The 26,166-nt window shown below is 69.7% G+C and carries 24 protein-coding genes, 1 pseudogene and 2 riboswitches; of the genes and pseudogenes, 15 read left to right on the forward strand and 10 right to left on the reverse strand.

Going from position 1 to position 26,166, the window contains the following annotated elements:
• Positions 1 to 161: 161 nt before the first annotated feature.
• Together leuA and E5671_RS31905 are read left to right on the forward strand one after the other, a co-directional pair.
• Positions 162 to 1,883, forward strand: a complete 1,722-nt coding sequence (leuA, locus tag E5671_RS31900) for a 2-isopropylmalate synthase (RefSeq protein WP_160510539.1) — start codon at positions 162 to 164, stop codon at positions 1,881 to 1,883.
• Positions 1,880 to 2,671 (forward strand): ABC transporter ATP-binding protein, encoded by a 792-nt coding sequence (locus E5671_RS31905; protein ID WP_160507332.1) that lies wholly within the window; start codon positions 1,880 to 1,882, stop codon positions 2,669 to 2,671. The genes leuA and E5671_RS31905 overlap by 4 nt, the downstream gene beginning before the upstream one ends.
• 59 nt (positions 2,672 to 2,730) lie before the next feature.
• On the opposite strand, the gene E5671_RS31910 is transcribed toward E5671_RS31905, so the two are convergent.
• Complete coding sequence (locus tag E5671_RS31910) at positions 2,731 to 2,943, reverse strand: EF-hand domain-containing protein (protein ID WP_160507333.1); 213 nt, start codon at positions 2,941 to 2,943, stop codon at positions 2,731 to 2,733.
• Positions 2,944 to 3,024: 81 nt separating this feature from the next.
• Between E5671_RS31910 and E5671_RS46490 the strand changes: the two are divergent.
• Positions 3,025 to 3,493, forward strand: a pseudogene (locus tag E5671_RS46490) (hypothetical protein).
• Positions 3,494 to 3,539: 46 nt separating this feature from the next.
• Here E5671_RS46490 and E5671_RS31920 read toward each other — a convergent pair.
• The 4 genes from E5671_RS31920 to gcvT form a co-directional block, all read right to left on the reverse strand.
• Positions 3,540 to 4,910: an L-serine ammonia-lyase gene (locus E5671_RS31920; protein ID WP_160510540.1), complete on the reverse strand. Its 1,371-nt coding sequence runs from the start codon at positions 4,908 to 4,910 to the stop codon at positions 3,540 to 3,542.
• Positions 4,911 to 5,094: 184 nt separating this feature from the next.
• Positions 5,095 to 6,354, reverse strand: a complete 1,260-nt coding sequence (glyA, locus tag E5671_RS31925) for a serine hydroxymethyltransferase (protein ID WP_160507334.1) — start codon at positions 6,352 to 6,354, stop codon at positions 5,095 to 5,097.
• 30 nt (positions 6,355 to 6,384) lie between these two features.
• The gene (gcvH, locus tag E5671_RS31930) at positions 6,385 to 6,762 is read right to left on the reverse strand and encodes a glycine cleavage system protein GcvH (RefSeq protein ID WP_160507335.1); all 378 of its coding nucleotides are present in this window, start codon (positions 6,760 to 6,762) and stop codon (positions 6,385 to 6,387) included.
• A gap of 89 nt (positions 6,763 to 6,851) precedes the next feature.
• Positions 6,852 to 7,985: a glycine cleavage system aminomethyltransferase GcvT gene (gcvT, locus tag E5671_RS31935; protein ID WP_160507336.1), complete on the reverse strand. Its 1,134-nt coding sequence runs from the start codon at positions 7,983 to 7,985 to the stop codon at positions 6,852 to 6,854.
• Between the two features lie 35 nt (positions 7,986 to 8,020).
• A riboswitch (glycine riboswitch) is annotated at positions 8,021 to 8,131 on the reverse strand.
• Positions 8,132 to 8,245, reverse strand: a riboswitch (glycine riboswitch).
• Positions 8,246 to 8,386: 141 nt separating this feature from the next.
• On the opposite strand from gcvT, the gene E5671_RS31940 reads away from it, so the two are divergent.
• From E5671_RS31940 to E5671_RS31990, 11 genes are all read left to right on the forward strand, one after another.
• Positions 8,387 to 9,073 (forward strand): AAA family ATPase, encoded by a 687-nt coding sequence (locus tag E5671_RS31940; protein WP_202121335.1) that lies wholly within the window; start codon positions 8,387 to 8,389, stop codon positions 9,071 to 9,073.
• Between the two features lie 85 nt (positions 9,074 to 9,158).
• Complete coding sequence (locus E5671_RS31945; protein ID WP_160507337.1) at positions 9,159 to 9,980, forward strand: enhanced serine sensitivity protein SseB; 822 nt, start codon at positions 9,159 to 9,161, stop codon at positions 9,978 to 9,980.
• A gap of 128 nt (positions 9,981 to 10,108) precedes the next feature.
• Positions 10,109 to 10,882, forward strand: coding sequence for an enhanced serine sensitivity protein SseB C-terminal domain-containing protein (locus E5671_RS31950; RefSeq protein ID WP_160507338.1), 774 nt, complete (start codon positions 10,109 to 10,111; stop codon positions 10,880 to 10,882).
• Positions 10,883 to 11,214: 332 nt separating this feature from the next.
• A complete protein-coding gene (locus E5671_RS31955; RefSeq protein WP_160507339.1) occupies positions 11,215 to 12,219 on the forward strand; it encodes an ABC transporter permease in 1,005 nt (334 codons plus the stop codon).
• A gap of 102 nt (positions 12,220 to 12,321) precedes the next feature.
• Entirely contained in the window at positions 12,322 to 14,091 is a 1,770-nt protein-coding gene (locus tag E5671_RS31960) for an ABC transporter substrate-binding protein (RefSeq protein WP_202121336.1), read from the forward strand.
• A 125-nt stretch (positions 14,092 to 14,216) separates the two neighbouring features.
• Positions 14,217 to 15,218 (forward strand): ABC transporter permease subunit, encoded by a 1,002-nt coding sequence (locus tag E5671_RS31965; protein WP_160510542.1) that lies wholly within the window; start codon positions 14,217 to 14,219, stop codon positions 15,216 to 15,218.
• Entirely contained in the window at positions 15,215 to 16,312 is a 1,098-nt protein-coding gene (locus E5671_RS31970) for an ABC transporter ATP-binding protein (RefSeq protein WP_160507341.1), read from the forward strand. Before E5671_RS31965 ends, E5671_RS31970 begins: the two co-directional genes overlap by 4 nt.
• Positions 16,313 to 16,347: 35 nt before the next feature.
• On the forward strand, positions 16,348 to 17,538 hold the full coding sequence (locus E5671_RS31975) for an ABC transporter ATP-binding protein (protein WP_160507342.1): 1,191 nt from the start codon (positions 16,348 to 16,350) through the stop codon (positions 17,536 to 17,538).
• Positions 17,539 to 17,647: 109 nt separating this feature from the next.
• Positions 17,648 to 19,039, forward strand: a complete 1,392-nt coding sequence (locus tag E5671_RS31980; RefSeq protein ID WP_160507343.1) for a M1 family metallopeptidase — start codon at positions 17,648 to 17,650, stop codon at positions 19,037 to 19,039.
• Positions 19,040 to 19,093: 54 nt separating this feature from the next.
• Entirely contained in the window at positions 19,094 to 19,762 is a 669-nt protein-coding gene (locus E5671_RS31985; RefSeq protein ID WP_160507344.1) for a TRIC cation channel family protein, read from the forward strand.
• Positions 19,763 to 19,833: 71 nt separating this feature from the next.
• Positions 19,834 to 20,703 (forward strand): thioesterase family protein, encoded by an 870-nt coding sequence (locus E5671_RS31990; protein ID WP_160507345.1) that lies wholly within the window; start codon positions 19,834 to 19,836, stop codon positions 20,701 to 20,703.
• Positions 20,704 to 20,894: 191 nt separating this feature from the next.
• Here E5671_RS31990 and E5671_RS31995 read toward each other — a convergent pair whose 3' ends face one another.
• The 3 genes from E5671_RS31995 to E5671_RS32005 form a co-directional block, all read right to left on the reverse strand.
• A complete protein-coding gene (locus E5671_RS31995; protein ID WP_160507346.1) occupies positions 20,895 to 21,935 on the reverse strand; it encodes a YeiH family protein in 1,041 nt (346 codons plus the stop codon).
• Complete coding sequence (locus E5671_RS32000) at positions 21,935 to 22,504, reverse strand: cysteine dioxygenase family protein (protein ID WP_160507347.1); 570 nt, start codon at positions 22,502 to 22,504, stop codon at positions 21,935 to 21,937. The genes E5671_RS31995 and E5671_RS32000 overlap by 1 nt, the downstream gene beginning before the upstream one ends.
• A gap of 151 nt (positions 22,505 to 22,655) precedes the next feature.
• Positions 22,656 to 23,561, reverse strand: a complete 906-nt coding sequence (locus E5671_RS32005; protein WP_160507348.1) for a LysR substrate-binding domain-containing protein — start codon at positions 23,559 to 23,561, stop codon at positions 22,656 to 22,658.
• 52 nt (positions 23,562 to 23,613) lie between these two features.
• Between E5671_RS32005 and E5671_RS32010 the strand changes: the two genes are divergently transcribed.
• A complete protein-coding gene (locus tag E5671_RS32010; RefSeq protein WP_160507349.1) occupies positions 23,614 to 24,603 on the forward strand; it encodes a WYL domain-containing protein in 990 nt (329 codons plus the stop codon).
• Here E5671_RS32010 and E5671_RS32015 read toward each other — a convergent pair.
• Both E5671_RS32015 and E5671_RS32020 read right to left on the reverse strand, forming a co-directional pair.
• Positions 24,563 to 25,405: an alpha/beta fold hydrolase gene (locus E5671_RS32015; RefSeq protein WP_160507350.1), complete on the reverse strand. Its 843-nt coding sequence runs from the start codon at positions 25,403 to 25,405 to the stop codon at positions 24,563 to 24,565. The two genes, E5671_RS32010 and E5671_RS32015, sit on opposite strands and share 41 nt — an antisense overlap.
• 65 nt (positions 25,406 to 25,470) lie before the next feature.
• On the reverse strand, positions 25,471 to 26,094 hold the full coding sequence (locus tag E5671_RS32020; protein ID WP_160507351.1) for a TetR family transcriptional regulator: 624 nt from the start codon (positions 26,092 to 26,094) through the stop codon (positions 25,471 to 25,473).
• Between the last annotated feature and the right edge of the window lie 72 nt (positions 26,095 to 26,166).

The raw sequence follows: 26,166 nt of genomic DNA on the forward strand, positions 1-26,166 counted from the left end.
GTGATCTTCTGCGGTCTCCTCCTTCTCGGCTGCCGCGGCGGGGCCTGAAGCGACCGGCACCCCGCCGCGGGGTGCCGTGCTGCCGGTCGGCCCACCGACCGAGCCGAGAGGCCACCGTGAAATCCCCCGCGTATCAGTGGAACCCCCAGCGCCCGAGCCCCATGCCGCACCACCGCTACCGCCCCTACCAGCACCGGGTCGACGTCGACATCCCCTCGCCGGACCGCGGTTGGCCCGGTTCCCGTATCGAGCGCGCCCCCCTCTGGGTCCCCGTCGATCTGCGCGACGGCAATCAGGCACTCGCCGAGCCGATGGACCCCGCCCGCAAGCGGCGCTTCTTCGATCTGCTCGTCTCGATGGGGTTCAAGGAGATCGAGGTCGGCTATCCGTCGGCGAGCCGCGCCGACTTCGACTTCGTGCGCGACCTCGCCGCGCTCAGCGCGAGCGGCGGCATTCCCGAAGACGTCAGCATCGTCGTCTTCACGCCCGCCAAGCCCGACCTCATCGACCGCACCTTCGAGTCGATCGAAGGGCTGCCCCGCGCCGTCGTCCATCTCTACATCCCCACCTCGCCCGTCTGGCGCGACGTGGTGCTCGGGCGCTCGCGCGCACAGGTGCAGGGCGTCGTCACGGCAGCCGCCACCCACATGGCCCGCCTGGCCGACGCGCGGCCCGGCGCGGACATCCGGTTCCAGTTCTCGCCGGAGACCTTCAACCTGACCGAACCCGACTACGTACTCGAACTCTGCGACGGACTCACCGAGTTGTGGGACGCGAGCCCCGAACGCCCCGTCACCCACAACCTGCCGGCGACCGTCGAGATCGCGACCCCGAACGTGTACGCCGACCAGATCGAGTATCTGCACCGGCACCTCGCCCGGCGCGACTCCGTCATCCTCTCCGTCCACCCCCACAACGACCGTGGCACCGGCGTCGCCTGCGCCGAGCTCGCCGTCCTGGCCGGGGCCCAGCGCGTCGAGGGCTGCCTCTTCGGCAACGGCGAGCGCACCGGCAACGTGGACCTGGTGACCCTGGCCCTGAACCTGTACGCCCAAGGCGTCGACCCCATGGTCGACTTCTCGGACATCGACGCCGTGCGTGACGTCGTCGAGCACTGCAACCGGCTGCCCGTGCACCCCCGCCACCCCTACGCGGGCGACCTCGTCCACACCGCCTTCTCCGGAACCCACCAGGACGCCATCAGCAAGGGGTTCGCCCACCACGCCCGCCGGGCAGCCGAGTTGGGGGTCACGGAGCGCGAGGCGCCCTGGGACGTGCCGTACCTGCCGATCGATCCGGCGGACATCGGCCGCAGCTACGAAGCCGTCATCCGCGTCAACTCCCAGTCCGGCAAGGGCGGAATGGCGTATCTGCTGCAGACGCGGCACGGCCTCGACCTGCCGCGGCGCATGCGCCCCGACTTCTCGCGCGTGGTGCAGGAGGCCACCGATGACAGCGGTCAGGAGGCGAGCGCCAAGGAGCTGTACGAGCTGTTCCGCGCGACCTACGTCGCGCCAGGGCAGGGCGGTGGCGACGGCGGCGAGGTGGAGCTGAGCTCCTGGACCACCGACCGCGCACCGGACGGTGCCCACCGCTTCGTCTGCACCCTCCAAGTCGGTGACCGCACAGGGGACTTCGAAGGCGCGGGCAACGGCCCCCTGTCCGCGTTCGTCGAGGCGCTCGCCGCCGCGGGGATCACCGTCGACATCCTCGACTACTCCGAACACGCCACCGAGGCGGGCGGCGCCAGCGAGGCCGTCGCGTACGCGGAGTGCCGGGTGGGCGATGCCGTCCGCTGGGGCGCGGGCCTCGACACCTCCGTCCTGACCGCGTCCGTGCAGGCCGTGCTCGCCGCGGTGAACCGGGCGGGGGCCACGGAATGACCCCCGTCCTGCACGCCGACACCGTCACGGTCGTCCGCGAAGGGCGCCCCATCCTCGAAGAGGTCACCCTCACCGTCCGCCCCGGCGAGCACTGGGCGCTGCTCGGCGCGAACGGCGCGGGCAAGTCGACCCTGCTCAGCCTCTGCGGAGCCGTCACCCACCCCACGCACGGCACGGTCGAGGTGCTCGGCCGCCGCCTCGGCACCGTCGACCTGCGCGAACTCCGGTCGTACGTAGGTCATGTGAACCCGCGTCACCCGCTCCGCTCGCCTCTGCGCGTGCGCGAGGTCGTCCTCACCGGGCTCACCAACAGCGTGGAACCGCTGCCCCGTTGGCGCCCCACGCCCGAGCAGGAGCAGCAGGCCGACCGCCTGATCGCCATGCTCGGCCTCGCCCACCGCACGGACGCGCGCTGGCCGACGCTCTCCCAGGGCGAGCGCGGCCGGACCCTGATCGCACGCTCGCTGATGCCAAGGCCGCGGCTCGTCCTGCTCGACGAACCGGCCACCGGGCTCGACCTCGCGGGCCGCGAACGCCTCCTCGACAGCCTGGACACCCTGCGCGAGACCCACCCCGAACTCGCCACGGTCCTGGTCACGCACCACCTGGAGGAGCTCCCGGCCGGTACGACACACGCGCTGCTCCTGCGCGACGGGCGTGCGCTCGCCTCCGGCGCCGTGGACGACGTACTGACCGGCGACCAGATCAGCAAGTGCTTCGACCACCCGGTGCGGTTGGAGCGCACGGAGGGGCGGTGGAGCGTGCGGGCGGCGCGGCGCCCCCGCTGAGGTACGCGGAAGGGGCCCGGCACACGCGCGTGCCGGGCCCCTTCCGCGTCGCGTTCCCGCTACTTGTTCAGGCTCGCCCAGAACTCGTCGAAGGAGAGGCGCTTGTCCTTGTCGGCGTCCTTCGTGCCGATCACGGCTTCGGCCACCGTCTCGGTGACGTAGAAGTCTCCCATCTTCGCCATGGCCGACTTCCACTCGACCGCCGTGATGAAGCCGTCGCCGTCCGCGTCGAACTGCTCGAACGTCCTGCGCGCTTCCTCGATGTCCGCCACCGGATCCACCCCTTCTTGGTGCACTACTGACGGGGGTCAGGGTATCGGCCGTCCGAGGATGCGATCACAAGGAGTACGCCCATGGCCAGGACCTCTGCCGCGCTCGGTGCGATCCTCGACGCGGCGGCCCACGGGCAGTTCCCGCCGCCCGACGGCACCACCACCGTCGTGCCGCAGCCCCGCCACCGCGACGCGGGCGTCATCGCCTTCACCGCGCACTCGGTGGTCTTCACGGACGAGGACCCGGAGTGGGTGCACGCCACCCTCGCCGCGCTCGACTGCGATCCGCTGGCCGCCACGATGAACCCCCTGTTCCTCGCCGCCTTCCTGGAGCGGACGGGACGCGCGACGGACACCACCGACCTCCTGACCGTGGCCGACGCCCTGCCGGGGGCTGGGCCGGGCGCTCGCGCTCGCCGCCCGGCAGCTGGTGCCCGGCGGGGCCCCGGTGCGGGCGCAGCAGTCCCCGGGGAACGCCCGCAGCGTGCGGGCCTTTCAGGCCGCGGGGTACCGGCCCGTGGGCGCGGAGGCGCTGTTCGTCGCGCGGTGAGGGCTGCCGGTGGCCGGGGCCGGTGGCCGGTGGTCGTGGCCGCGGCTCAGCACTCGATGATGTTCACCGCGAGCCCGCCCCGCGCCGTCTCCTTGTACTTCACGCTCATGTCGGCGCCGGTCTCCTTCATGGTCTTGATGACCTTGTCGAGGGACACCTTGTGGCTGCCGTCGCCGCGCATCGCCATCTTCGCCGCGGTCACGGCCTTCACGGCCGCCATGCCGTTGCGCTCGATGCACGGGATCTGGACGAGGCCGCCGACCGGGTCGCAGGTCAGGCCGAGGTTGTGCTCCATGCCGATCTCGGCCGCGTTCTCGACCTGCTCGGGGGAGCCGCCGAGCACCTCGGCGAGTGCGCCCGCCGCCATCGAGCAGGCGGAGCCGACCTCGCCCTGGCAGCCGACCTCGGCGCCGGAGATCGAGGCGTTCTCCTTGAAGAGCATGCCGATCGCACCCGCCGCGAGCAGGAAGCGGACCACGCCGTCCTCGTCGGCGCCGGGGATGAAGTTCATGTAGTAGTGCAGGACCGCCGGGATGATACCCGCGGCGCCGTTCGTCGGGGCCGTCACGACCCGGCCGCCCGCGGCGTTCTCCTCGTTCACCGCCATCGCGTAGAGGGTGATCCACTCCATGGCGCGGGCCAGCGGATCGCCCTCGGCGCGCAGCTGCCGTGCGGAGTTCGCCGCCCGGCGGCGGACCTTGAGGCCGCCCGGCAGGATGCCCTCGCGGGACATGCCGCGCGAGACGCAGGACTGCATGACGCCCCAGATGTCGAGCAGCCCCGAGCGGATCTCCTCCTCGGTGCGCCACGCCTTCTCGTTCTCCAGCATCAGCGCGGAGATGGAGAGACCGGTCTCCTGCGCCAGGCGCAGGAGCTCGTCGCCGGTGCGGAAGGGGTGCTTGAGGACCGTGTCGTCCGGCACGATCGGGTTCTCGCCGGCCACCGCGTCGTCATCGACCACGAAGCCGCCGCCCACGGAGTAGTACGTCTTCTCCAGGACGAGGCCGCCCTCATGGTCGTACGCGAAGATCGTCATGCCGTTGGCGTGGTACGGCAGGGCCTTGCGGCGGTGCAGGACCAGGTCCTCGTCGAAGGCGAAGTCGATCTCGTGCATGCCGAGGAGGTTGATGCGGCCGGTGCTCTTGATCTGCTCGACGCGGTCGTCGGCGAACTCGACGTCGACCGAGCGCGGGGACTCGCCCTCCAGGCCGAGCAGGACCGCCTTCGGGGTGCCGTGGCCGTGGCCCGTCGCGCCGAGCGAGCCGTAGAGCTCGGCCCGTATCGCGGTGGTGTGGGCCATCAGGCCCTCGTTCTTGAGGCGGCTCGCGAAGATGCGGGCGGCGCGCATGGGGCCGACCGTGTGGGAGCTGGACGGGCCGATGCCGATCGAGAACAGGTCGAAGACCGAGAGGGCCACGAGAAACTCCAATGGTGGTTGGTAGACGCCGTTGTCTGCCGGGGTGGTGCAGAGAACTACGAAAGAGAACTGCAGGAAATATTTACGAGAGCGGGGCATGAGCCGGGGCACCGCACTCACTGTCTTCACTGTCCAGTGTGCGCGGTGCCCCGAAGAATCGTACGAAGGAAAGCGTACGAAACTGCTACAGGTTGGGGTACAGCGGGTGCTTGGCTGCCAAGGCCGACACGCGGGCCTTGAGCGACTCCGCGTCGAAGCCCGGCTTCAGCGCCTCGGCGATGACGTCGGCGACCTCACGGAAGTCGTCCTCCTGGAAGCCACGGGTCGCGAGCGCGGGCGTACCGATCCGCAGGCCCGACGTGACCATCGGGGGGCGCGGGTCGTTCGGGACCGCGTTGCGGTTGACCGTGATGCCGACCTCGTGGAGGCGGTCCTCGGCCTGCTGGCCGTCCAGCTCGCTGTTGCGCAGGTCGACCAGGACCAGGTGCACGTCCGTGCCGCCCGACAGGACGTCGACGCCGACGGCCTTCGAGTCGTCCTGGACGAGGCGCTCGGCCAGGATGCGGGCGCCGTCCAGGGTGCGCTGCTGGCGCTCCTTGAACTCCTCCGAGGCCGCGACCTTGAAGGAGACGGCCTTGGCCGCGATCACGTGCTCCAGGGGGCCGCCCTGGAAGCCGGGGAAGACCGCGGAGTTCAGCTTCTTCGCGAATTCCTTGCTGCGGGCCAGGATGACGCCGCCGCGCGGGCCGCCGAGCGTCTTGTGCGTGGTGGAGGTCACCACGTCCGCGTACGGCACCGGGTTCGGGTGCAGCCCTGCGGCGACGAGCCCGGCGAAGTGCGCCATGTCGACCCACAGGTACGCGCCGACCTCGTCGGCGATCCGGCGGAACTCCGCGAAGTCCAGCTGGCGCGGGTAGGCGGACCAGCCCGCGATGATCACCTTCGGGCTGTTCTCCTTGGCCAGGCGCTCGACCTCGGCCATGTCCACGAGACCGGCCTCGTCGACGTGGTACGCGACCACGTTGAACTGCTTGCCGGAGAAGTTCAGGCGCATGCCGTGGGTGAGGTGGCCGCCGTGCGCCAGGTCAAGGCCGAGGATCGTGTCACCGGGCTTGGCGATCGCGAAGAGGGCGGCCTGGTTGGCGGAGGCGCCGGAGTGCGGCTGGACGTTGGCGTACTCGGCGTCGAACAGATCCTTGATCCGGTCGATCGCGATCTGCTCGGTGACGTCGACGTGCTCGCAGCCGCCGTAGTAGCGGCGGCCGGGGTAGCCCTCGGCGTACTTGTTGGTGAGGACCGTGCCCTGGGCCTCCATGACGGCGACCGGAGCGAAGTTCTCCGAGGCGATCATTTCCAGGGTGGACTGCTGGCGGTGGAGCTCGGCGTCGACGGCGGCGGCGACGTCCGGGTCCAGCTCGTGGAGAGGGGTGTTGAGAAGCGACATCAGGTGGTCCCTAGGGGTCTTCGGGGGGCTTCAGCTGCCGGAGAACTCGGTGTACTCGTCTGCGGAGAGCAGGTCCTTCGGCTCCTCCGTGATCCGTACCTTGAAGAGCCAACCACCCTCGAACGGTTCGGAGTTCACCTTCGACGGGTCGTCCACGACGTCCTGGTTCGCCTCGACGACCTCACCGGTCACGGGGGAGTACAGGTCGCTGACCGACTTGGTCGACTCGAGCTCGCCACAGGTCTCGCCCGCGGTCACCGTCTCGCCGACCTCAGGGAGCTGGACGAAGACGACGTCACCGAGCGCGTTGGCCGCGTGTTCCGTGATGCCGACCGTCGAGACGCCGTCCTCGGCGCCCGAGAGCCACTCGTGCTCCTTGCTGTAACGCAGCTGCTGGGGGTTGCTCATGACCTGAATTCTCCTGTACGCGGGTGGGTGCTGCGGAACGGGAAAGATGTGCGTGGGGTCACTTCCGGGTTACCACGGAAGCGGCAGTGTCACTTCTGGCGCTTGTAGAACGGCAGAGCCACGACCTCGTACGGCTCGTGTGTGCCGCGGATGTCCACGCCCACGCCCTCGGTGCCGGGGGCCGCGTGCGCCGCGTCGACGTACGCGATGGCGATCGGCTTGCCGAGCGTCGGGGACGGGGCGCCGGAGGTGACCTCGCCGATGACCTGCTCGCCGGTGACCACGGAGAAGCCCGCGCGCGGGATGCGGCGGCCCGATGCGATCAGGCCGACCAGCTTGCGCGGGGGAGCGGTCTCGGCGCGCTCGGCGGCGGCCGCGAGCGCCGCGCGCCCCACGAAGGTGTCGGACTGCGAGGTCTTCTCGAACTTCACGACCCGGCCGAGGCCCGCGTCGAAGGGTGTCAGGTCCGCGGTCAGCTCGTGCCCGTACAGCGGCATGCCCGCCTCAAGACGGAGCGTGTCGCGGCAGGAGAGCCCGGCCGGGACGAGGCCGACGGGCTCGCCCGCCTCCATCAGTGCGTTCCACAGCTTCTCGGCGTCGCCGGGCGCGACGAAGAGCTCGAAGCCGTCCTCGCCGGTGTAGCCCGTGCGGGCGATCAGCGCGGGCACACCCGCGACCGTGCCGGGCAGGCCCGCGTAGTACTTCAGGCCGTCCAGGTCCGCGTCCGTGAGTGACTTCAGGATGCCGGGGGACTCGGGGCCCTGGACGGCGAGCAGCGCGTACGCGTCGCGGTCGTCGCGGACCTCGGCGTCGAAGCCGTCGGCGCGGGCGGTGAGCGCGTCGAGCACGACCTGCGCGTTCGAGGCGTTCGCCACGACCATGTACTCGGGGGCCTCGGCCGCACCGAGGCGGTAGACGATCAGGTCGTCCAGGATGCCGCCGTCCTCGGCGCAGATCATCGTGTAGCGGGCGCGGCCGACACCGATGGAGCCGATGTTGCCGACCAGCGCGAAGTTCAGGAAGTCCACGGCCTCGGGGCCGGTGACGGTGATCTCGCCCATGTGGGAGAGGTCGAAGAGACCGGCCTTGGTGCGGACGGCGACGTGCTCGTCGCGCTCGCTGCCGTAGCGGAGCGGCATGTCCCAGCCCGCGAAGTCGGTCATGGTCGCGCCGAGGGCGCGATGCACGGCATCGAGTGCGGTCAGACGGGAAGCGGTACTCATTCGTTGAACTCCCAGGGCATGACGGGCGAGGTCGATCCTCCCCATCTGTCATCGGAACCTGAGAGGTTCACCACGACCCGCTCGTACAGGAGGTCATGACTTGCACCTTGGGTGGAGCCGCCGGGCGGCCCGCTTTTCAGATGTGCCTCGCCCGCGCGGTACGGGGCCTGAGAGATTCAAGGGAGGGACTTGCTCCTTCGGCGCCCCGGTGCGTCATAGCGTCGTACGACGGCGACCGGGAACTCTCCCGCGCGGATTCAAACGGCCTGTATGGAGTTTGCGCGCACATCATTGCACGCGCTTCCGTCACAGGGCAGTGCCAGTCCCGTAATGCCCTTGTGCCGCATTACCTTCTCTTTACACTTGCCGGGGAAGCTGCGGTAAGCAGGTACGTGACCGCTATGGGGAGGCCGATCACGGTGCGCAGGACGAGTGTCTACGCGACCAATACAGGGGTGGCCCTGCCCAAACAGGCCGCCGCCCCCACCAGGGAGAGCTGCGGCCCCCTGCCGGCGGCCGTCGTCCGCGACCTGCGGCAGCGGACCGGCCACAGCCCGCACCGGCTCACGTACGGCGAGGGCGACCTGATCGTCGTCTCCGGGCTGCCGGGCAGCGGCAAGTCCACGCTGATGCGCAGAGCCGTCGCGGGCCCGCGCATCGACTCGCAGGACACCCGCGACCGCTGGGCCCGGCGCATGCCGAGCCTGCTGCCGTACGCGGTGTACCGCCCCCTGGTCCGCCTCGCGCACTACGCGGGCCTGCGCAGAGCCCTGCGCTCCGGCGAGGGAGTCGTGGTGCACGACTGCGGCACCCAGGCCTGGGTGCGCCGCTGGCTGGGCCGCGAGGCCGCGCGGCGCGGCACGACACTGCACCTGCTGCTGCTCGACGTGCCGCCGGACACCGCCATAGAGGGCCAGCTCTCGCGCGGTCGCGGCGTGTCGCGGTACGCCTTCGCGCGCCACCGCAGAACGGTAGGCAGGCTCGTCGGCGCCGCCGAGCGGGGCGACCTGCCGCGCGGCTGCGGCTCGGCCGTGCTCCTCGACAGGACGGCGGCCGGGGTGCTGCGGGGGATCGGCTTCGGGGGCTGAGCCGCCCGCCATGGGCCGCCCGCCACGGGCCGCCACGTTAGGGTCGTGCCGCAGGCAGAGCGGGACCGAGCAGGGGTTAGAAGAGATGGACATTCCGGCGCAGGCACACGCCCATCCCTATGGAGGATGGCCGGGCAACGAACTCGAAGAGGTGCTCGCGGCATCCCTCGGCACGCCCGGCGCACCCCACACATCCGCGGGGGCCCGCATCGTCGAGGTGCTCGGCCGCAGCCACGTCTGGGTCCCGCTGCCGAACGGCGGGGCACCGGACAGCGGCACCCTGGACCTGCCCACGCTGGAGATCGACGGCCAGGCATACGTCCCCGTCTTCAGCTCGGAGCAGCAGTTCCAGCACGTCACCGGCGGCCGGATGGGCTGCACCGTGGCGCCCGCCGTGGAGTTCGCGCGCGGCCTCCCCCCGCAGCTGGGCATCGCGGTCAACCCGGACGGCACGGTCGGTGTGCCGCTGCCGCCGCCCGCCGTCGCCGAGCTCTGCCGGTCAGGACGGACCCCGCTGGACGGCCCCGCGAGCGGCGGCCGCGTACGGCTCTTCGAACCGGACTGGCAGGAGGACCCGGTGGACTTCCTGTCCGCCGCCGCCCGCGAGTTCGAGGCCACCGGGGTCGTCCTGAGCGCCCGCCGCTGCCTGGCGAGCGTCGAGGGCGAGTCGCCCTCCCTGTTCGTCGGCGTCGAACTGACCTCCTGGGAGGGCAACGCGCGCGAGCTGCCGATGGAGGCCGTGGGCCGTGCCCTCGGCCACGCCCCGGTGTCCTGGCCGGTGAACCTGGTACTGCTCGACGTCGCCCAGGACCCGGTCGGTGACTGGATGCGCGAGCGGGTGCGGCCCTTCTTCGGCCGGAGCCCGGGCCTCGGCCAGGGCCCGGGGCACGAGCACGGACATGTGTAAGGACATGTGCAGGTACGTGTGTGAGGGTGCCGTACGTCAAGTCGGTGTCAGGATCGCCGCTTAAGCTGGTTTCATGACCCGGGTCCGGGTCAGCGGGTCATCGGGTCATCGCGAAGGGGCGGTTAAGGGTGAGTGCGTCGGGCACGGCTGCGGCCGGGCAGGTCGAGCACATGCTGCGCCAGGTGACACCAGGGCGCTATGACGCCTACGAGGCGCTCCTGCGGGCGCTCGCCGCCGACCAGGTGTGGATGCTGCTCTGGCACGGCCAGGCCGGATCCCCCGACGCCCAGTACGGGAACATGGAGGTCGAGGGCCTCGGGTACGCGCCGTGCGTGACCTCCGCCCAGGAGCTCTCCGCCAGTGGCTGGAACCGCTCGTACGAAGTGGTCAGCGGCGTCGACATCTCCCGCACCCTCTACCCCGACCACTACGGCCTCTGGCTCAACCCCCACGCCCCCGGCGGCGGCGTCGGCATCCCCTGGCTCGACCTGCGGCGCATCGCGTCCGGCCTCGACCTGCTGCCCGCGGGACCGCTCCGGCTCACCGAGCCTGCCATCGAGATCCCCCAGTTCTACGCCCTGCTCACGCAGAACGCCCACCGCACCCCCGCGGTCCGCTCGCTGCGCCGCGCCTGGGTGCAGCCCGCGCTCGGCGCCCCTTATCTGGCCATCGGCCTCGATGTGTACGACACCTCGCCCGCCTCGGTCGACGGGGTGCGCGCGATGATGCAGCAGTCGATCGCCGCCGTCCCCGACGGCCTGCCCGTGTCGACCGTCGCGATGTCCGACGGATACGACCCGGTAGCCATGTGGCTGCGCGCCAACGCGCGCCCGTTCTACGACCGCGAGGCCCAGCCGGCCCCGGCGCCCGCGGGCGGATACGGCTACCCCGCGCAGTACTGAAGCAGTACTGAAGCAGTACTGAAGCAGCGCTCAACCTGCCCTGACCGTCATGATGCCCGTTCTGATGGCAGAGGGACCCTATGGGCTCCTGTGGCACCTTGCGACCCAACTGCCCCGTGTTCGACCCTCGTTCACCTCCGTCCGGATAACGGAACACCTCGATCAGCATCACGGTTGCGCATCCATTCCCCGACAAGGCTGGTAACAGATCGCGACCCCGATGAAGACTCCCGCACCAGGGGCGCTTCGCCCCTGTGTACGACGGACTGATCACGTCGCTACAGCGGCAAGTGCGGGCCGGTCACCACCGGTTGAGAGGGGTCCCTGCCACGATGACGGCACCATTGCATGACACACCTGCGGACGCGGACCCGACAGCGGACGTCGCTCCCGCAGATGGTGCAGGGGTGAAGAAGGTCGAGGGGCGGTCCCTCAAGCAGATCGCCTGGAACCGCCTGAAGCGGGACAAGGTCGCCCTGGCCGGCGGCATCACCGTGCTCGTCCTGGTCCTTGTCGCCGTCTTCGCGCCCCTGATCGTCTCCCTCCTGGGCCACCCGCCCAACGAGTTCCATCAGGACGAGCTGGAAGACCTGACGAACCTGCCCAAGGGCGCGTTCGGCGGCATGAGTTCGGACTTCCTCTTCGGAGTGGAGCCGAACAAGGGCCGCGACGTCTTCAGCCGGATCGTCTACGGCGCCCGGATCTCACTGCTCGTGGCGTTCCTCGCCGCGGTGGTGGCCGTGGTGCTCGGCACCTTCTTCGGCATCATCGCCGGTTACTTCGGAGGCTGGATCGACGCGACGATCAGCCGGGTCATGGACGTGCTGCTCGCCTTCCCGCAGCTGCTCTTCGTGATCTCCCTGGTGTCGGTCCTCCCCGACGACCTGCTCGGGCTCACCGGCAGCGGCGTCCGCATCGCCGTACTGATCCTGGTGATCGGGTTCTTCGGCTGGCCCTACGTCGGGCGCATCGTCCGAGGCCAGACCCTCAGCCTGCGCGAACGCGAGTACGTGGAAGCGGCCCGCAGCCTCGGCGGCGGCCAACGGCACATCCTCTTCCGCGAGTTGCTGCCGAACCTGGTCGCACCGATCACCGTGTACGCGACGCTCATGATCCCCACCAACATCCTCACCGAAGCGGCGCTCAGCTTCCTCGGCGCGGGTGTACGCCCGCCGACCGCCTCCTGGGGCGGCATGCTCCGGGACGCGCTGGCGACGTACGAGCACGATCCGATGTTCATGGTCTTCCCCGGCCTGGCGATCTTCGTGACCGTGCTTGCCTTCAACCTCTTCGGTGACGGGCTGCGCGACGCCCTGGACCCCAAGGGAACTCGGTAAACAGCTCCAACTGGCTTGCCCCTGCCGCAGCGTCAGGTGGCTCTTCCCATGGTTCTCAAGGCAGTCAATGCCAAGGACCGCGAATCTCGGAGGATGCGAGAAATGCCCACAGGTTCCTCTAAACGACGGTTGACCGCAGGCGCGGCCCTCGTCGTAGCGGCGCTGGTGACCACCACGGCGTGCGGCGGCGGCAGCGACGACGAAGACAGCAAGGGCGCCGGCTACAACGCGGCCATCGGCAAGGTCGCGAACAAGTCGGCGAAGAAGGGCGGAACGCTCAAGTTCATCGCCAAGCAGGACCTGGACTCGGCCGACCCGCAGCGCGCGTACTACGGCATGACGTGGGACTTCATGCGGTTCTACACCCGCACGCTGATCACGTACGACACCAAGCCGGGTGCCGCGTCCAACAAGCTCGTCCCCGACCTCGCCGAGTCCACGGCGAAGATCAGCGACGACGGCAAGACCTACACGTACAAGCTGCGTGACGGCCTGACCTGGGAGGACGGCTCGAAGCTGACCTCCAAGGACATCAAGTACGGCATCGAGCGCATCTGGGCGACCAAGGTCATCACCGGTGGTCCCGGCTACCTGAAGTCGACGCTGGACCCGAAGGGCGAGTACAAGGGCCCCTACGAGGACAAGTCGAAGGACAAGCTGGGTCTGAAGGCGATCGAGACGCCGGACGACAACACCATCATCTTCAAACTGCCCAAGAAGAACGGCGACTTCGAGCAGATGCTCGCGATGCCGTCGGGCACCCCGGTCAAGCAGTCCGAGGACACCGGCGCCAAGTACACCCAGCGCCCCTTCTCCTCCGGCCCGTACAAGTTCCAGAACTACAGCGCGGGCAAGAGCATCACCCTGGTGCGCAACCCGAACTGGAAGAAGTCGTCCGACCCGGTCCGTCCCGCCCTGCCGGACAAGATCTCGGTCACCATCTCGGCGAACCTCGAAGAGAACGACAAGCGCCTGATGGAAGGTGACTACGACATCGACATGAATGGCACCGGCATGACCCAGTCGGGTCGTACCACCGCCATTCAGGACCACAAGGACAACGTCGACAACATGCAGACGGACTTCGTCCGTTACGTCGCCCTGGTGACCAAGACGAAGCCGTTCGACAACGAGGCCTGCCGCAAGGCCGTCTTCTACGCCACGGACTTCGCGAGCCTGCAGAAGACCCGTGGCGGCGAGGTCGCCGCCGGTGAGATCGCCACCAGCGTCTTCCCGAAGTCGATCAAGGGTCACGACGACTACGACCCGTACGGCATCAAGGAGCGCAAGGGCAAGCCGGACGTCGCCAAGGCGAAGGCTCAGCTCAAGGAGTGCGGCAAGCCGGGTGGCTTCTCGACCAAGATCTCGGCGCGCACCAACCAGCCGGGTGAGGTGGACGCCGCGACGGCGCTCCAGGAGCAGCTGAAGAAGGTCAACATCAACGCCGATGTCGACCAGATCGACGGCGCCGACTCCTCCAGCATCACCGGCTCTCCCTCGGTGGTGAAGAAGCGCGGCATCGGCATGACGATGGCGGGCTGGGGTCCTGACTTCCCGACCGGCCAGGGCTACGCCCAGCCGCTGTTCGACAGCCGCTTCATCAACGAGAACGGCAACTACAACGAGTCGCAGATCGACGAGCCGAAGATCGACAAGTACTTCGACGACGCGATCGGCACGGTCGACCCCAACAAGGCCGGTGAGATCTACACCGAGCTGGCCCACGAGATCGTCGACAAGGCCTACTGGATGCCCTTCATCTACGAGAAGAACATCAGCTGGCGTTCCTCGCGGGCGACCAACGTCTACTCGTCCGCCGCGTACAGCGGTCGCTACGACTACATCTCGATCGGCGTCAACGACGCGAAGTAGTCGGTAGCTGCCGCATCAACGTAGTCCCACCGCCGAATCCCGCCAGTCCGAAGGGCAGGTGATGGCCCCGGGCGGTGACCGGGACTCCTCACAAGGGGGTCCCGGCCACCGCCGGGCCGCGCACAGTGCTTGCTTATCTCATCCGGCGCCTGATCGCCGTTGTCGTCATGGTGCTGGTCGTACTGCTCGCGACCTTCACCGTCTTCTTCATGTTGCCCAAGTGGGCGGGACAGGACATCGCCGTCCTCTTCGCCGGCAAGTCTTCCGGTGCCGAGCAGCTCGCGGGCATCCGGATCAAACTGGGTCTGGACGACCCTCTGCTCGTCCAGTTCTGGGACTTCGTCAAGGGCATCCCGATGGGGCGTGACTACTCCAACGGGTCCGACGTGACCCACTGCCCTGCCCCCTGCTTCGGATACTCCTTCCGTACCGAGGCGCCCGTCTGGGAGACCCTCAAGGACGCCCTGCCCGTCACCGCGGCGCTCGCCGCCGGTGCCTGTGTGCTGTGGCTCGTCGCCGGTGTCGCCACCGGCGTGCTCTCCGCGCTCAAGCGCGGCACCATCTGGGACCGTTCCGCGATGATCACCGCCCTCGGCGGCGTCTCCCTGCCGGTCTTCTTCACCGGCATGATCGCGATGGGGCTCTTCGTCCACACGCTCGGCTGGGTGAAGATCGAGGACACCCTCACCACGGACGATCCGATCAACATCTGGCTCGAGACCCTGATCCTCCCCTGGATCGTGCTCGCGTTCCTCAACGCCGCCATGTACGCGCGCCTCACCCGCGCCACCATGCTGGAAGTGCTCGGTGAGGACTACATCCGCACCGCGCGCGCCAAGGGGCTCGGCGAGGCCGTCGTCATCAGGCGGCACGCGCTGCGCTCCGCCATGACGCCGATCCTCACCGTCTTCGGTCTCGACCTCGGCGTGCTCATGGGCGGCGCCGTGCTCACCGAATCCACCTTCAACCTGCCGGGACTCGGCCTGGAGGCGGTCAAGGCCATCAGCAACAAGGACCTGCCGGTGATCCTCGGCGTCACCTTGTGCGCGTCGCTCGCGATCGCCCTGGCCAACCTCGTCGTCGACCTTCTGTACGCCGTCATCGACCCGCGAGTGAGGCTGGGATGACCGAACTGCACAAGACCGGAGCGGCGGTCGGAGAACCCGTCGCTGATTCGGTCGCTCCCACCGCATTCCTCGAAGTACGCGATCTCAAGGTGCACTTCCCGACCGACGACGGCCTGGTCAAGTCCGTCGACGGGCTCAGCTTCCAGCTGGAGAAGGGCAAGACCCTCGGCATCGTGGGCGAGTCCGGCTCCGGCAAGTCGGTCACCTCGCTGGGCATCCTCGGCCTGCACACCGCCGGGCAGTACGGCAGCCGCAAGCCGCGCCTCTCCGGCGAGATCTGGCTGAACGGCACTGAGCTGCTCACCGCGGACCCGAACCAGGTGCGCAAGCTGCGTGGCCGCGACATGGCGATGATCTTCCAGGACCCGCTGTCCGCGCTGCACCCGTACTACTCCATCGGCAAGCAGATCATGGAGGCGTACCGGGTCCACCACGACGTGGACAAGAAGGCCGCCCGCAAGCGTGCCATCGAGATGCTCGACCGGGTGGGCATCCCCCAGCCGGACAAGCGGGTCGACAGCTACCCGCACGAGTTCTCCGGCGGCATGCGCCAGCGCGCGATGATCGCGATGGCCCTGGTGAACAACCCCGAACTGCTCATCGCGGACGAGCCGACGACCGCCCTGGACGTCACCGTCCAGGCGCAGATCCTCGACCTCATCCGGGATCTGCAGAAGGAGTTCGGCTCCGCGGTCATCATGATCACGCACGACCTGGGCGTGGTCGCCGAGATGGCGGACGAGCTGCTCGTGATGTACGGCGGGCGCTGCGTCGAGCGCGGCACCGCGGAGAAGGTCTTCTACGAGCCCCAGCACCCCTACACCTGGGGCCTGTTGGGCTCGATGCCGCGCATCGACCGCGAGGAGACCGACCGTCTCGTGCCGGTCAAGGGCTCCCCGCCCAGCCTGATCAACCTCCCCTCGGGCTGCGCCTTCAACCCGCGCTGCCCCTACGCCGACATCCCCAAGGACCAGATCACCCGCCGCGAGCGCCCCGACCTGCGCGAGGTCGAGCCGGGGCACTTCACCGCCTGCCACATGCCGCAGGACGAGCGCACCCGGATCTGGACCGAAGAGATTGCGCCGAAGCTGTGAAAGACGACACGAAAGATCAGTCGAAGGGCCAGGAGATGACGATCCCGGCGCAGACGAAGGGCGCTCCCGCGTCCGGCGAACCGCTGCTCAAGGTCGACGGCCTGGTGAAGCACTTCCCCATCAAGAAGGGGCTGCTGCAGCGCCAGGTGGCCGCCGTGCAGGCGGTCGACGGTCTCACCTTCGACGTACGTCCCGGTGAGACGCTCGGCGTCGTGGGCGAGTCGGGCTGCGGCAAGTCGACGATGGGCCGTCTGATCACCCGCCTGCTCGAACCGACCGCGGGCCGCGTGGAGTTCGAGGGCGTGGACATCACGCACCTGAACACCGCCAAGATGCGGCCGCTGCGCCGCGACGTGCAGATGATCTTCCAGGACCCGTACTCGTCGCTGAACCCGCGGCACACCATCGGCACGATCGTCGGTGCGCCGTTCAAGCTGCAGGGCGTCAAGCCCGAGGGCGGCCTGAAGAAGCACGTGCAGGAGATGCTGGAGCGGGTGGGGCTCAGCCCCGAGCACTACAACCGCTACCCGCACGAGTTCTCCGGCGGCCAGCGCCAGCGCATCGGCATCGCGCGTGCGCTCGCCCTGCGGCCCAAGCTGGTCGTGGCCGACGAGCCCGTCTCCGCCCTGGACGTCTCCATCCAGGCACAGGTGGTCAACCTCCTGGACGACCTCCAGGACGAGCTCGGTCTCACGTACGTGATCATCGCGCACGACCTCTCGGTCATCCGGCACGTCTCGGACCGCATCGCGGTGATGTACCTCGGCAAGATCGTGGAGCTCGCGGACCGCAAGGACCTCTACTCCACGCCGATGCACCCGTACACCAAGGCGCTGCTCTCCGCCGTGCCCGTGCCCGACCCCAAGCGGCGCGGCGTCAAGAGCGAGCGCATCCTGCTGCGCGGTGACGTCCCCTCGCCGATCGACCCGCCCACCGGCTGCCGTTTCCACACGCGCTGCTGGAAGGCGACGGAGATCTGCGCGAAGACCGAGCCGCCGCTGATCCCGCTCGCCTCCGGCCACCAGGTGGCGTGCCACCACCCGGAGAACGCCGAGGACCAGCAGCCGGGCGACACCAAGCTGCTGCAGGTCGCCAGGGAGGCGATCGACGTGGTGTCGGTGGTGAGCAAGGCGGAGGAGACGGCGGCTGCGGAAGAGCCGGCGCCGGCCGTGTCCAAGGACGCTCCTGAAGCGGAAGCCAAGGGTCAGGCGTCAACTGACAAGTAGCACCTGATGACTTGGTAAAAATCAGTCACCAGGTCATGTACACGCCCATACGGGAGAGTGCAGAGTCTGCGTGTCCGTTTCATCGGAACACGCGCGAAAGGGATGACTCATGGCACTCTCCCGTTCGGCACGTCTGGGGGCACTGGCCACCGCCGCCGCCTCCTTCTGCTTGATCGCCGCCGCACCCGCGCCGCACCCCGGCTCGCCCGGCGTCGGCGACCCGTACTTTCCGCAGCTCGGCAACGGCGGCTTCGACGTACGCCACTACGGCCTCGACGTGGCGTACAACCCCGGCACCGACCGCCTCGACGGCCGGACCACGATCACCGCGCGCGCCACCCAGAACCTCTCCTCCTTCGACCTCGACCTCCAGCAGCTGCAGGTGACGAAGATCGAGGTGAACGGCAGACGGGCGAAGTTCACGCGCGACGGCGACGAGATCCGCATCAGCCCGCGCGAGCACTTGCGCAAGCACAAGACGTTCACCGTGACCGTGACCTACGGCGGCGTGCCCGAGCCGCTGAGCGGCCCCATCGTCTTCGGCTCCGACTACGGCTGGATGAAGACCACCGACGGCGTCTTCGTCGCCTGCGAGCCCAACGCCGCGTCGACGTGGTTCCCCTCCAGCGACCACCCCTCCGACAAGGCCGCCTTCGACATCCGCATCAAGGCACCCAAGGGTCTGACCGGGGTCTCCAACGGCCGGCTCGTCGGCACGTACGACAAGGGCGGACAGACCGTCGCCCACTGGCGCGAGTCCAAGCCCATGGCGACCTATCTCGCGACCGCGACCATCGGCAAGTTCGACGTGAAGAAGGGCAGGACCCCAGGGGGCACCCCGATCTACGTCGCCATCGACCCCGTACTGGAGAACAGCAACAACGTCGACGTGTACGGCGTCACGGCCGAGGTCACCGACTACTGGTCGAAGCTGTTTGGCCCCTACCCCTTCGAGGAGACCGGGGCGATCGTCGACGACATGCCGCAGGCGGGCTTCTCGCTGGAGACGCAGACCAAGCCCGTCTACTCCGCGATCCGCAGCGAGTCGACCATCGCCCACGAGATCGCCCACCAGTGGTTCGGCGACTCCGTCACGCCCGAGAAGTGGAGCGACATCTGGCTCAACGAAGGCTTCGCGACCTACTCCCAGTGGCTGTGGAGCGAGCACAAGGGCACCCAGTCCGCCCGCGACGCCTTCCTCGCGGCCTACAACTCACGCCCCGCCGACGCACCCTTCTGGCAGACGGTCGTCGGTGACCCGCAGCGCGACACCATGTTCGCCTCGGCCGTCTACGTGCGCGGCGCGATGACGCTCCAGGTCCTGCGCGAGCGCATCGGCGACAAGGCGTTCTTCAAGCTGCTCCCGGCCTGGGTCCAGCAGAACCGGTACGGGAACGCGGAGACGGCCGACTTCATCCGGCTCGCCGAGAAGATCTCGGGCAAGCAGCTCGACAGCCTCTTCCGGACGTGGCTGTTCACGAAGGGCAAGCCGGCCCTGTAGTCCCGCGGTGCTGCCCTGGTGAGGCCCGTGGCGGCGGGCAGGTAAGAATGTCGCGTGATCCAGGATCTGTTCAGTCCCTCCGTCCAGCACGCGCTCGACATCGTCGGGATCTTCGTCTTCGCGATCTCCGGCGCCCTGCTCGCCGTACGCAAGAACTTCGACGTCTTCGGGATCGTCGTGCTCGCCGAGGTCACCGCGCTGGGCGGGGGGATCTTCCGTGACGTGGTCATCGGGGCGGTGCCGCCCGCCGCCTTCGTCGACCTCGGCTACTTCATCACGCCGCTGTTCGCCGCCGCCCTGGTGTTCTTCCTGCACCCGGAGGTGGAGCGCACGCAGCTCGCGGTGAACGTCTTCGACGCCGCGGGCCTCGGACTCTTCTGCGTCACCGGCACGACCAAGGCGTACGACTACGGCCTCGGCCTCACCGCGTCGGCGGCCCTGGGGCTCGCGACCGCGGTGGGCGGCGGCGTGCTGCGCGACATCATCGCCAACGAAGTGCCCTCGCTGGTGCGCTGGGACCGCGACCTGTACGCCGTGCCCGCGATCGTCGGCTCCGCGATGGTCGCGCTCTGCATCAACTACGACATGGTGAACGCCTTCACCAGCACCCTCGCCGTGATCACGACCTTCGTCCTGCGGCTGCTCGCGCTGCGCTACCACTGGCGCGCGCCGCGGGCCTGGCACCGGCGGTCGACGGCGGTGGAGGTGGAGGACGTCGCGTAGGCGAGGCTCGTGCGGACCCGGCTCAGCAGAAAAAGCTACCGCTCAGTAATTTCATGTTGTACGTTGCTGGCATGGCAGAGGCAGCATCCATACCGGCAGCGGTGCCCGCGAGCATCGGCGACAGCGAGTTCGACCGCGACACCGCGGTCACCCGGCGGGAGCCCGGCGTCTATGACATCGACCTCTCCGCGGGGTGGACGATCATCAACGCCGTCAACGGCGGCTATCTCCTCGCGGTCCTCGGCCGCGCGCTGGCCGACGCCCTGCCGCACGCGGACCCCTTCACCGTCTCCGCGCACTACCTGACGGCGTCCCACCCCGGGCCCGCCGTGATCCGCACGGACACGGCGCGCGCCGGGCGGACCCTGTCGACCGGGCAGGCCTCGCTCTTCCAGTACGACGAGGAGGGGCGCGAGGTCGAGCGGATCCGCGTGCTCGCCTCGTACGGGGATCTGGCGGGGCTTCCCGACGACGTCCGTACGACGGCCAAGGCGCCCGCGCTGCCGCCGATCGAGCAGTGCTTCGGGCCGCAGGACGCCCCGGACCACCGTCCTGTGCCCGGCAGCTCGGCGATCAGTGACCGGCTCTTCCTGAAGCTGGACCCGGCCACCCTGGGGTGGGCCCTCGGCGAGCCCTCCGGCAAGGGGGAGATGCGGGCCTGGTTCGGCCTGGCGGACGGGCGTGACGCGGATCCGCTGTCGCTGCTGCTGGCGGTGGACGCGCTGCCGCCGACGGCGTTCGAGCTGGGCCTCTCCGGCTGGGTGCCGACGGTGGAGCTGACGGTCCACGTCCGGGCCCGCCCCGCCCCCGGCCCTCTCCGCGTCTCGATCACCACGCGGAACCTGGCGGGGGGCTTCTTGGAGGAGGACGCGGAGGTCTGGGACAGCGCGGACCGCCTGGTCGCCCAGTCGCGTCAGCTGGCGCGGGTCCGGCTGGCCTGACCCCTGAACCGCCGCTTCGCGGCGGATCATTCCCGCCCACCCACCCGATTGCCCCGCGGCTGGATTTTCAGCCCGTCCGGCGTTTGAGGACGAACTCGGCGGAGCCGGTGATTGACGGCAACCAAGGCTCCCGAAAGGCCCCCGCGCCAGAGCGGGTTTTCGGGAAGGGGTGGGGTTGGGGACAAATCTCCCTACCCCACAAGCAGCACGCCCCCATAAGAAACCCCCGCCACCACCACCCACGCACAAAATCCAAGTGCCGCCACCCGCCCACCCGTTCGGGCGAGGGAGGGCAAGTCCACCGCCGAGCCCAGGCCGAACAACGCCGCAGCCAGCAGTAGTTCCTGCGCGTGCCCCGCCACGTCAAGCGCAGCCCCAGGCACCCACCCGGTACTCCGTACCGCCACCATCCCGATGAACCCCGCCACGAACAGCGGCAGCAACGGCGGCCTCCGCCTCCCCGCCCCGCGCGCAGCGGTCACGCGGGCCCGCAGCGAAAGCCCCACCGCCGCCACCAGCGGCGCAAGCACCGCCACCCGCATCAGCTTCACCAGAACCGCATCCCCCAGCGCCCCCGCCCCCGCGGTCTGCGCGGTGGCCACCACCTGCCCCACGTCGTGGACACTGGCCCCGGCCCACCGCCCGAACTCCGCGTCGCTCAGCCCCAACGGCCCCTGCAGCAACGGCAGTACGGCGATGGCGAGCGTCCCGCACAGCGTCACGAGCGCCACCGATACCGCCGCGTCACGCTCCTCGCTCTCGGTCACCTCACTGACCGCGCCGATCGCGGACGCGCCGCAGATCGAGTAGCCGGTCGCGATCAGGAGCGGCTGGTCGCCGGGCAGTCCCATCCGGCGGCCGAGCCACCACGTCCCGAAGAACGTCGCCGCCACCACCCCGAGCACCATCACCACCGTCGCCCAGCCGAGGCCGAGGACGTCGTCCAGGCTCAGCTTCAGGCCGAGCAGGACGATGCCGAGCCGCATCAGCCGCTTCCCGGCGAGGGAGAGCCCTGCCTTGCCCCGGCCGCGTACGACAGCGCGTATCCCCGGCACATGCGCCGCCGCGAGCCCGAGCACCACGGCCGCCGTCAGCATCGGCACCGCCGGGATCAGGGCGTGTGTCGCCCAGGCCACCGCGACACCGAGGGCCGCGAGAGCGAGCCCCGGCAGCGGGCGGGGGCCGGGAGGCGACACCGGAGAGATGTGCTGACGCTGCCCCAGAAGCGCCATCAGCGGTCGGCCGGCAGCTCGTACACCCGGCGCACGCTGGTGCCGAGGCGGGAGATGTCCGCGCCGTACACGTGGAGCGAGATCGCCCGCTCCGTCCCGCCGTTCCAGACCCGGTGGATGTCGCCGGGCGGCGCGAAACCGCACACTGTGCCCTGCCCGTTGACCAGGTCCTCGGTGGCGACGAGTCGGGCCGGGGCACCGGAGGACGCCGGTATCAGCCGGTAGCGCCGCTCGTGCTCCGCGCCCTCGTGGACGCCCGCGACGCACCAGGACACGTGGTCGTGGACCGGCGTCCGCTGGCCCGGCAGCCAGACGATGCCGACCACGGAGAAGCTGCCGTCGTGCTCGGCGTGCAGCAGATGCTGCCGGTAGCGCTCGGGATCCCCCTCGCGCTGCTCCTCGGTGAGGAGGTCGGCCGCGCCCAGATGCGGCGCGAGCCGTTCGCCGACCAGGTACGCCGTCAGATCCGGCGGAAGGCCCCGGCCGACGGCCTCGCGGACCCCGGAGACGAGGGCGTCGAGGCGCTCGGTGGTGCGGGACGCGCGGTACGCGGTGGTGGAGGCACTCATACTGGCAGCGTCTCGCCGCCGTTCCATCACGTCCAACGACAGTTTCTAAGCCGTTCTCCAACTCCCGCTTATAGATGGAGGTGATGGAGGTGATGGAGCGTGATGGAGCGGGATGGAGCGTTATGGGGCAGCCGGGCGGAGGCCGCGTGCCTCAGCAGCCCATCCGGTTCGCGGCGACCGCCTTCAGTTCCTCGAGTACCAGCGCCGTCGCGGGAATCCGCAGATGCTCCCGCAGCGCGTACGCCGAGACCTGCCGCCGTGACGCCGGATCGAGTGCCCGTCCCGTCACCTCCCGGTGGCGCAGGAAGTTGAGGACGAGCCCCGGCATCATCGCGATGCCGAGACCCTCGGCGACCAGGCTCTGGATGACGAGGTTGTCGTCCGTGGTGAAGGCGATGTCGGGCCTGAAGCCCTGCTCGGCGCATTCGTGCAGGAAGTTGGCGCGACAGCGCAGACAGCCCGCGATCCAGCGCTCTCCCGAGAGGTCGGCGAGCCTGACGGAACGGCGCCGGGCCAGCGGATGCCGGGACGGCAGGAGGACCGTCAACTGGTCCTCCATCAGCGGGATCTCCACCACCTCGTCCGGCACGTCCTCGTGCAGGCCGGGGTAGTGGAAGGCCAGCGTGACGTCGCAGTCGCCGTCCACCAGGCGCTGGAGCGACTCGGGTGGTTCGTTCTCCTGGAGTTCGACGCGTACGCCGGGATGGCTCGCCGCGAGCCGGGACAGCGCCTCGGGGATGAGGGTGGCGTTGGCGCTGGGGAAGGCGCAGATGCGGACGCGTCCGGTGCGCAGGCCCGTGATGGCGTTCATCTGCTGCTGGGCGGCGTCGATGTTGCCGAGGATGATCCCCGCGTGCCGGGACAGCGCCTCGCCCGCCTCGGTGAGGCGCATCCTGCGGCCGACGCGGGTGAACAGGACCGTGCCGACGGACCGTTCGAGCGCCTTCATCTGCTGGGTGATCGCGGGCTGTGTATAGCCGAGCGAGCGGGCGGCGGCGGAGTAGGAGCCGGTCCGGACCACTTCATGGAATGACCTGATGTGCCGGGAATCGAACACGCCTGAATCATAAGCATGATCCGGAGAGGGCCGACAGGCCATCCTTGACCGCGTGAAATCCGACCGGCTGCTCTCGATCCTGCTGCTGCTCCAGACTCGTGGGCAGGTCCCCGCCCATGAACTGGCCGACCGCCTCGAAGTCTCGGTGCGCACCATCTACCGCGACATCGACGCGCTCTCCGCCTCCGGCGTCCCGGTGTACGCCGAGCGGGGGCGGCACGGGGGCATCGCGCTCCTGCCCGGTTTCCGTACGGACGTCACGGGGCTCACGGCGGACGAGTCGCGGGCGCTGTTCATCCTGGCCGCGCAGGGCGCGCACGCCGCGCTCGGGCTCGACGCGGCGCTCGGCTCCGCGTTGCGCAAGGTCATGGCGGCGCTGCCCGCGCCGCACCGCCCCGCCGCCGAGCTGACGAGCCGCCGCATCCTCGTCGACTCGGCGCGCTGGATGCCGGGGCCGCGTGGATCGGATCCGGTCACCGTCGATCTCGACGTGTTGCAGGACGCCGTCTTCTCCGACCGGCGGCTGCGCCTGCGCTACCGGCACAGCGGCGACGCGGAGCCGCGCACCTACACCGTGGACCCCTACGGCCTCGTCTCGAAGGCGGGCGTCTGGTATCTGGTCGCCGACCGGCGCGGCGCCCCGCAGCTCTTCCGGGCCGACCGCGTGCAGGCGGCGACCTTGACGGACCTGCCCGTGCAGCGCAGGCCTGGTATCGAACTCACCGCTGTCTGGGGGGTGTTGAAGCGGCAGGTCGAGGACCGCCCGGTCGGCGTCGATGTGACGGCGCGGGTGGCGCGCGACCGGTTCGCCCAGTTCCTGCGCCTCAAGGGCCACTTCCTCAGCGTGCCTCCCGAGGATGACGGAGAGAGCGAGTGGATCACCGTCCGTCTCGGGTTCGGCGTCATCGGCGACGCCCGTACGCTGCTGCCGTTCGCCGCCAGTGTCGAGGTGCTCTCGCCGCCCGAGGTGCGCGCCGAGCTGGCGGAAGCCGCCGCCGCGGTCACCGGCCTGTACGAAGGAAGCGGCCCAGCTCGCCGGTGAGCTCGGCCGGCGCGTCCTCCTGTACGAGATGTCCCGCGCCCTCGATCAGGCGCAGCTCGGCGCCGGGGATCAGCTTGGCGAGCTCGTGGCCGCGCTCCACCGGGATCCAGGTGTCGTCCGTGCCCCAGCAGATGAGGACGGGCAGCGCCAACTCCCCGTAACGGCCCTGGACTTCATCGGTGAATCGCTGGTCGTTCTGCTCGATCTGCCGGTAGAACGCGGGCCTGCCCTCCTCCGTGGACCAGGGCTCGACCAGGCGGTCGAGCACCGCCGGGTGCAGGCCGCGGTGGCTCGCCGAACCGACGTACTCGCGCACGAGTGCCTCGTGCAGGGCGGGCGGCAGCTGGTTGAAGACGTCGGCGTTCGCGCCGAGCAGGCGGTAGGTGGGGGAGCCCCACGGTGCGAGCGCCACCGGGTCGACGAGCGCGAGGCGCTCAAAGCGGGCGCCGTGCAGGAGGTGGGCGCGCAGGGCGACGCAGCCGCCGAAGTCATGGGCCACGACGGCCGGTTCGTCGAGGCCCCAGTGCGCGAGGAGCTCGGTGAGGACGCGGGCCTGCGAGGCCAGGGTCACGTCCTGCCCGGACCGCATCTCGGACGTGCCGTAGCCCGGCAAGTCCCATACGTACACGCGGTGTTCGCGGGAGAGCGCGCGGGCCACGCCCCGCCAGACGTACGAGGAGAAGGGGGTGCCGTGGACCAGGACGACGGGCGGTGCGTCCGTGGCGCCCAGGGCGGTCCAGCGGACGGTGCCGGTCGGCCCTGCGAAGGTCTGGTCGAGCGTCCAGTCGCGGTCGGTCGTCATGACCGTAAGGCTAGTAGCTCCTTACGTGAGAGTCGAGGCCTGCCGGCCCGTGGGCTGCCTCGCGGTCACTGCTCGTCCAGCCAGTGGTGCCGCCCGAGCGACACCAGCCTCAGCTGCCGACGTGCACTGGCCGCCACGCGTTCCTCGGCGTCGGGCGCCGCCTCCAGGAGCGCGGACGCCGTCATCACCATGTGGTCGACGTACATCCTGGCCAGCATGAGGAGATCGTCCTCGTCCCATCCCGCGGACTGGGGCTCCTGGGCGAACTGGTCCTTCACCTCCTGTGCGAACAGGGTGAGTTGGTCGCCTATCGCGGACCGTACGGCCTGCACCCCGCCGTGCTGCTCGCGCGCGATGAAGCGGACGTGCGCGGGGTGCGTGCGCACATAGGCGACGATCAACTCGACCGTGGCCGCGATGCGTTCCTCGCCGTCGCCGGTCGCCGCGAGGAGGGCGACGAGCGTGGTGTGCAGGCTGCCGAGCGCCTCCTCGACCAGGGCCACACCCAGGTCGGCCATGTCGCGGAAGTGCCGGTAGAAGGCGGTGGGGGCCACGCCCACGGCACGGGTGACCTCGCGCAAGCCCAGGCTGCTCAGGCTCTGCTCCTCGAGCAGCTGGAGCGCCGCGTCGAGGAGTGCCTGCCGGGTTTTCTGCTTCTGGGCCTGCCGGATGCCGAGGGTGTGACTCATGCCATGCAGTTAACAACTGTTCTCCGGGATTGGAAAGCCGGAGAGGAGGTACTCTGAATTCGGTGAACAGTT

This window comes from Streptomyces sp. BA2, from assembly GCF_009769735.1.
Classification (GTDB): domain Bacteria; phylum Actinomycetota; class Actinomycetes; order Streptomycetales; family Streptomycetaceae; genus Streptomyces.

Excerpts from the sequence above, each read along its gene's own strand:
- leuA (WP_160510539.1), top strand. The coding sequence starts at position 162 with ATGCCGCACCACCGCTACCGCCCCTACCAGCACCGGGTCGACGTCGAC.
- E5671_RS31905 (WP_160507332.1), top strand. The coding sequence starts at position 1,880 with ATGACCCCCGTCCTGCACGCCGACACCGTCACGGTCGTCCGCGAAGGG.
- glyA (WP_160507334.1), bottom strand. The coding sequence starts at position 6,354 with ATGTCGCTTCTCAACACCCCTCTCCACGAGCTGGACCCGGACGTCGCC.
- gcvH (WP_160507335.1), bottom strand. The coding sequence starts at position 6,762 with ATGAGCAACCCCCAGCAGCTGCGTTACAGCAAGGAGCACGAGTGGCTC.
- gcvT (WP_160507336.1), bottom strand. The coding sequence starts at position 7,985 with ATGAGTACCGCTTCCCGTCTGACCGCACTCGATGCCGTGCATCGCGCC.
- E5671_RS31940 (WP_202121335.1), top strand. The coding sequence starts at position 8,387 with ATGGGGAGGCCGATCACGGTGCGCAGGACGAGTGTCTACGCGACCAAT.
- E5671_RS31945 (WP_160507337.1), top strand. The coding sequence starts at position 9,159 with ATGGACATTCCGGCGCAGGCACACGCCCATCCCTATGGAGGATGGCCG.
- E5671_RS31955 (WP_160507339.1), top strand. The coding sequence starts at position 11,215 with ATGACGGCACCATTGCATGACACACCTGCGGACGCGGACCCGACAGCG.
- E5671_RS31960 (WP_202121336.1), top strand. The coding sequence starts at position 12,322 with ATGCCCACAGGTTCCTCTAAACGACGGTTGACCGCAGGCGCGGCCCTC.
- E5671_RS31970 (WP_160507341.1), top strand. The coding sequence starts at position 15,215 with ATGACCGAACTGCACAAGACCGGAGCGGCGGTCGGAGAACCCGTCGCT.
- E5671_RS31975 (WP_160507342.1), top strand. The coding sequence starts at position 16,348 with ATGACGATCCCGGCGCAGACGAAGGGCGCTCCCGCGTCCGGCGAACCG.
- E5671_RS31980 (WP_160507343.1), top strand. The coding sequence starts at position 17,648 with ATGGCACTCTCCCGTTCGGCACGTCTGGGGGCACTGGCCACCGCCGCC.
- E5671_RS31990 (WP_160507345.1), top strand. The coding sequence starts at position 19,834 with ATGGCAGAGGCAGCATCCATACCGGCAGCGGTGCCCGCGAGCATCGGC.
- E5671_RS31995 (WP_160507346.1), bottom strand. The coding sequence starts at position 21,935 with ATGGCGCTTCTGGGGCAGCGTCAGCACATCTCTCCGGTGTCGCCTCCC.
- E5671_RS32000 (WP_160507347.1), bottom strand. The coding sequence starts at position 22,504 with ATGAGTGCCTCCACCACCGCGTACCGCGCGTCCCGCACCACCGAGCGC.
- E5671_RS32015 (WP_160507350.1), bottom strand. The coding sequence starts at position 25,405 with ATGACGACCGACCGCGACTGGACGCTCGACCAGACCTTCGCAGGGCCG.
- E5671_RS32020 (WP_160507351.1), bottom strand. The coding sequence starts at position 26,094 with ATGAGTCACACCCTCGGCATCCGGCAGGCCCAGAAGCAGAAAACCCGG.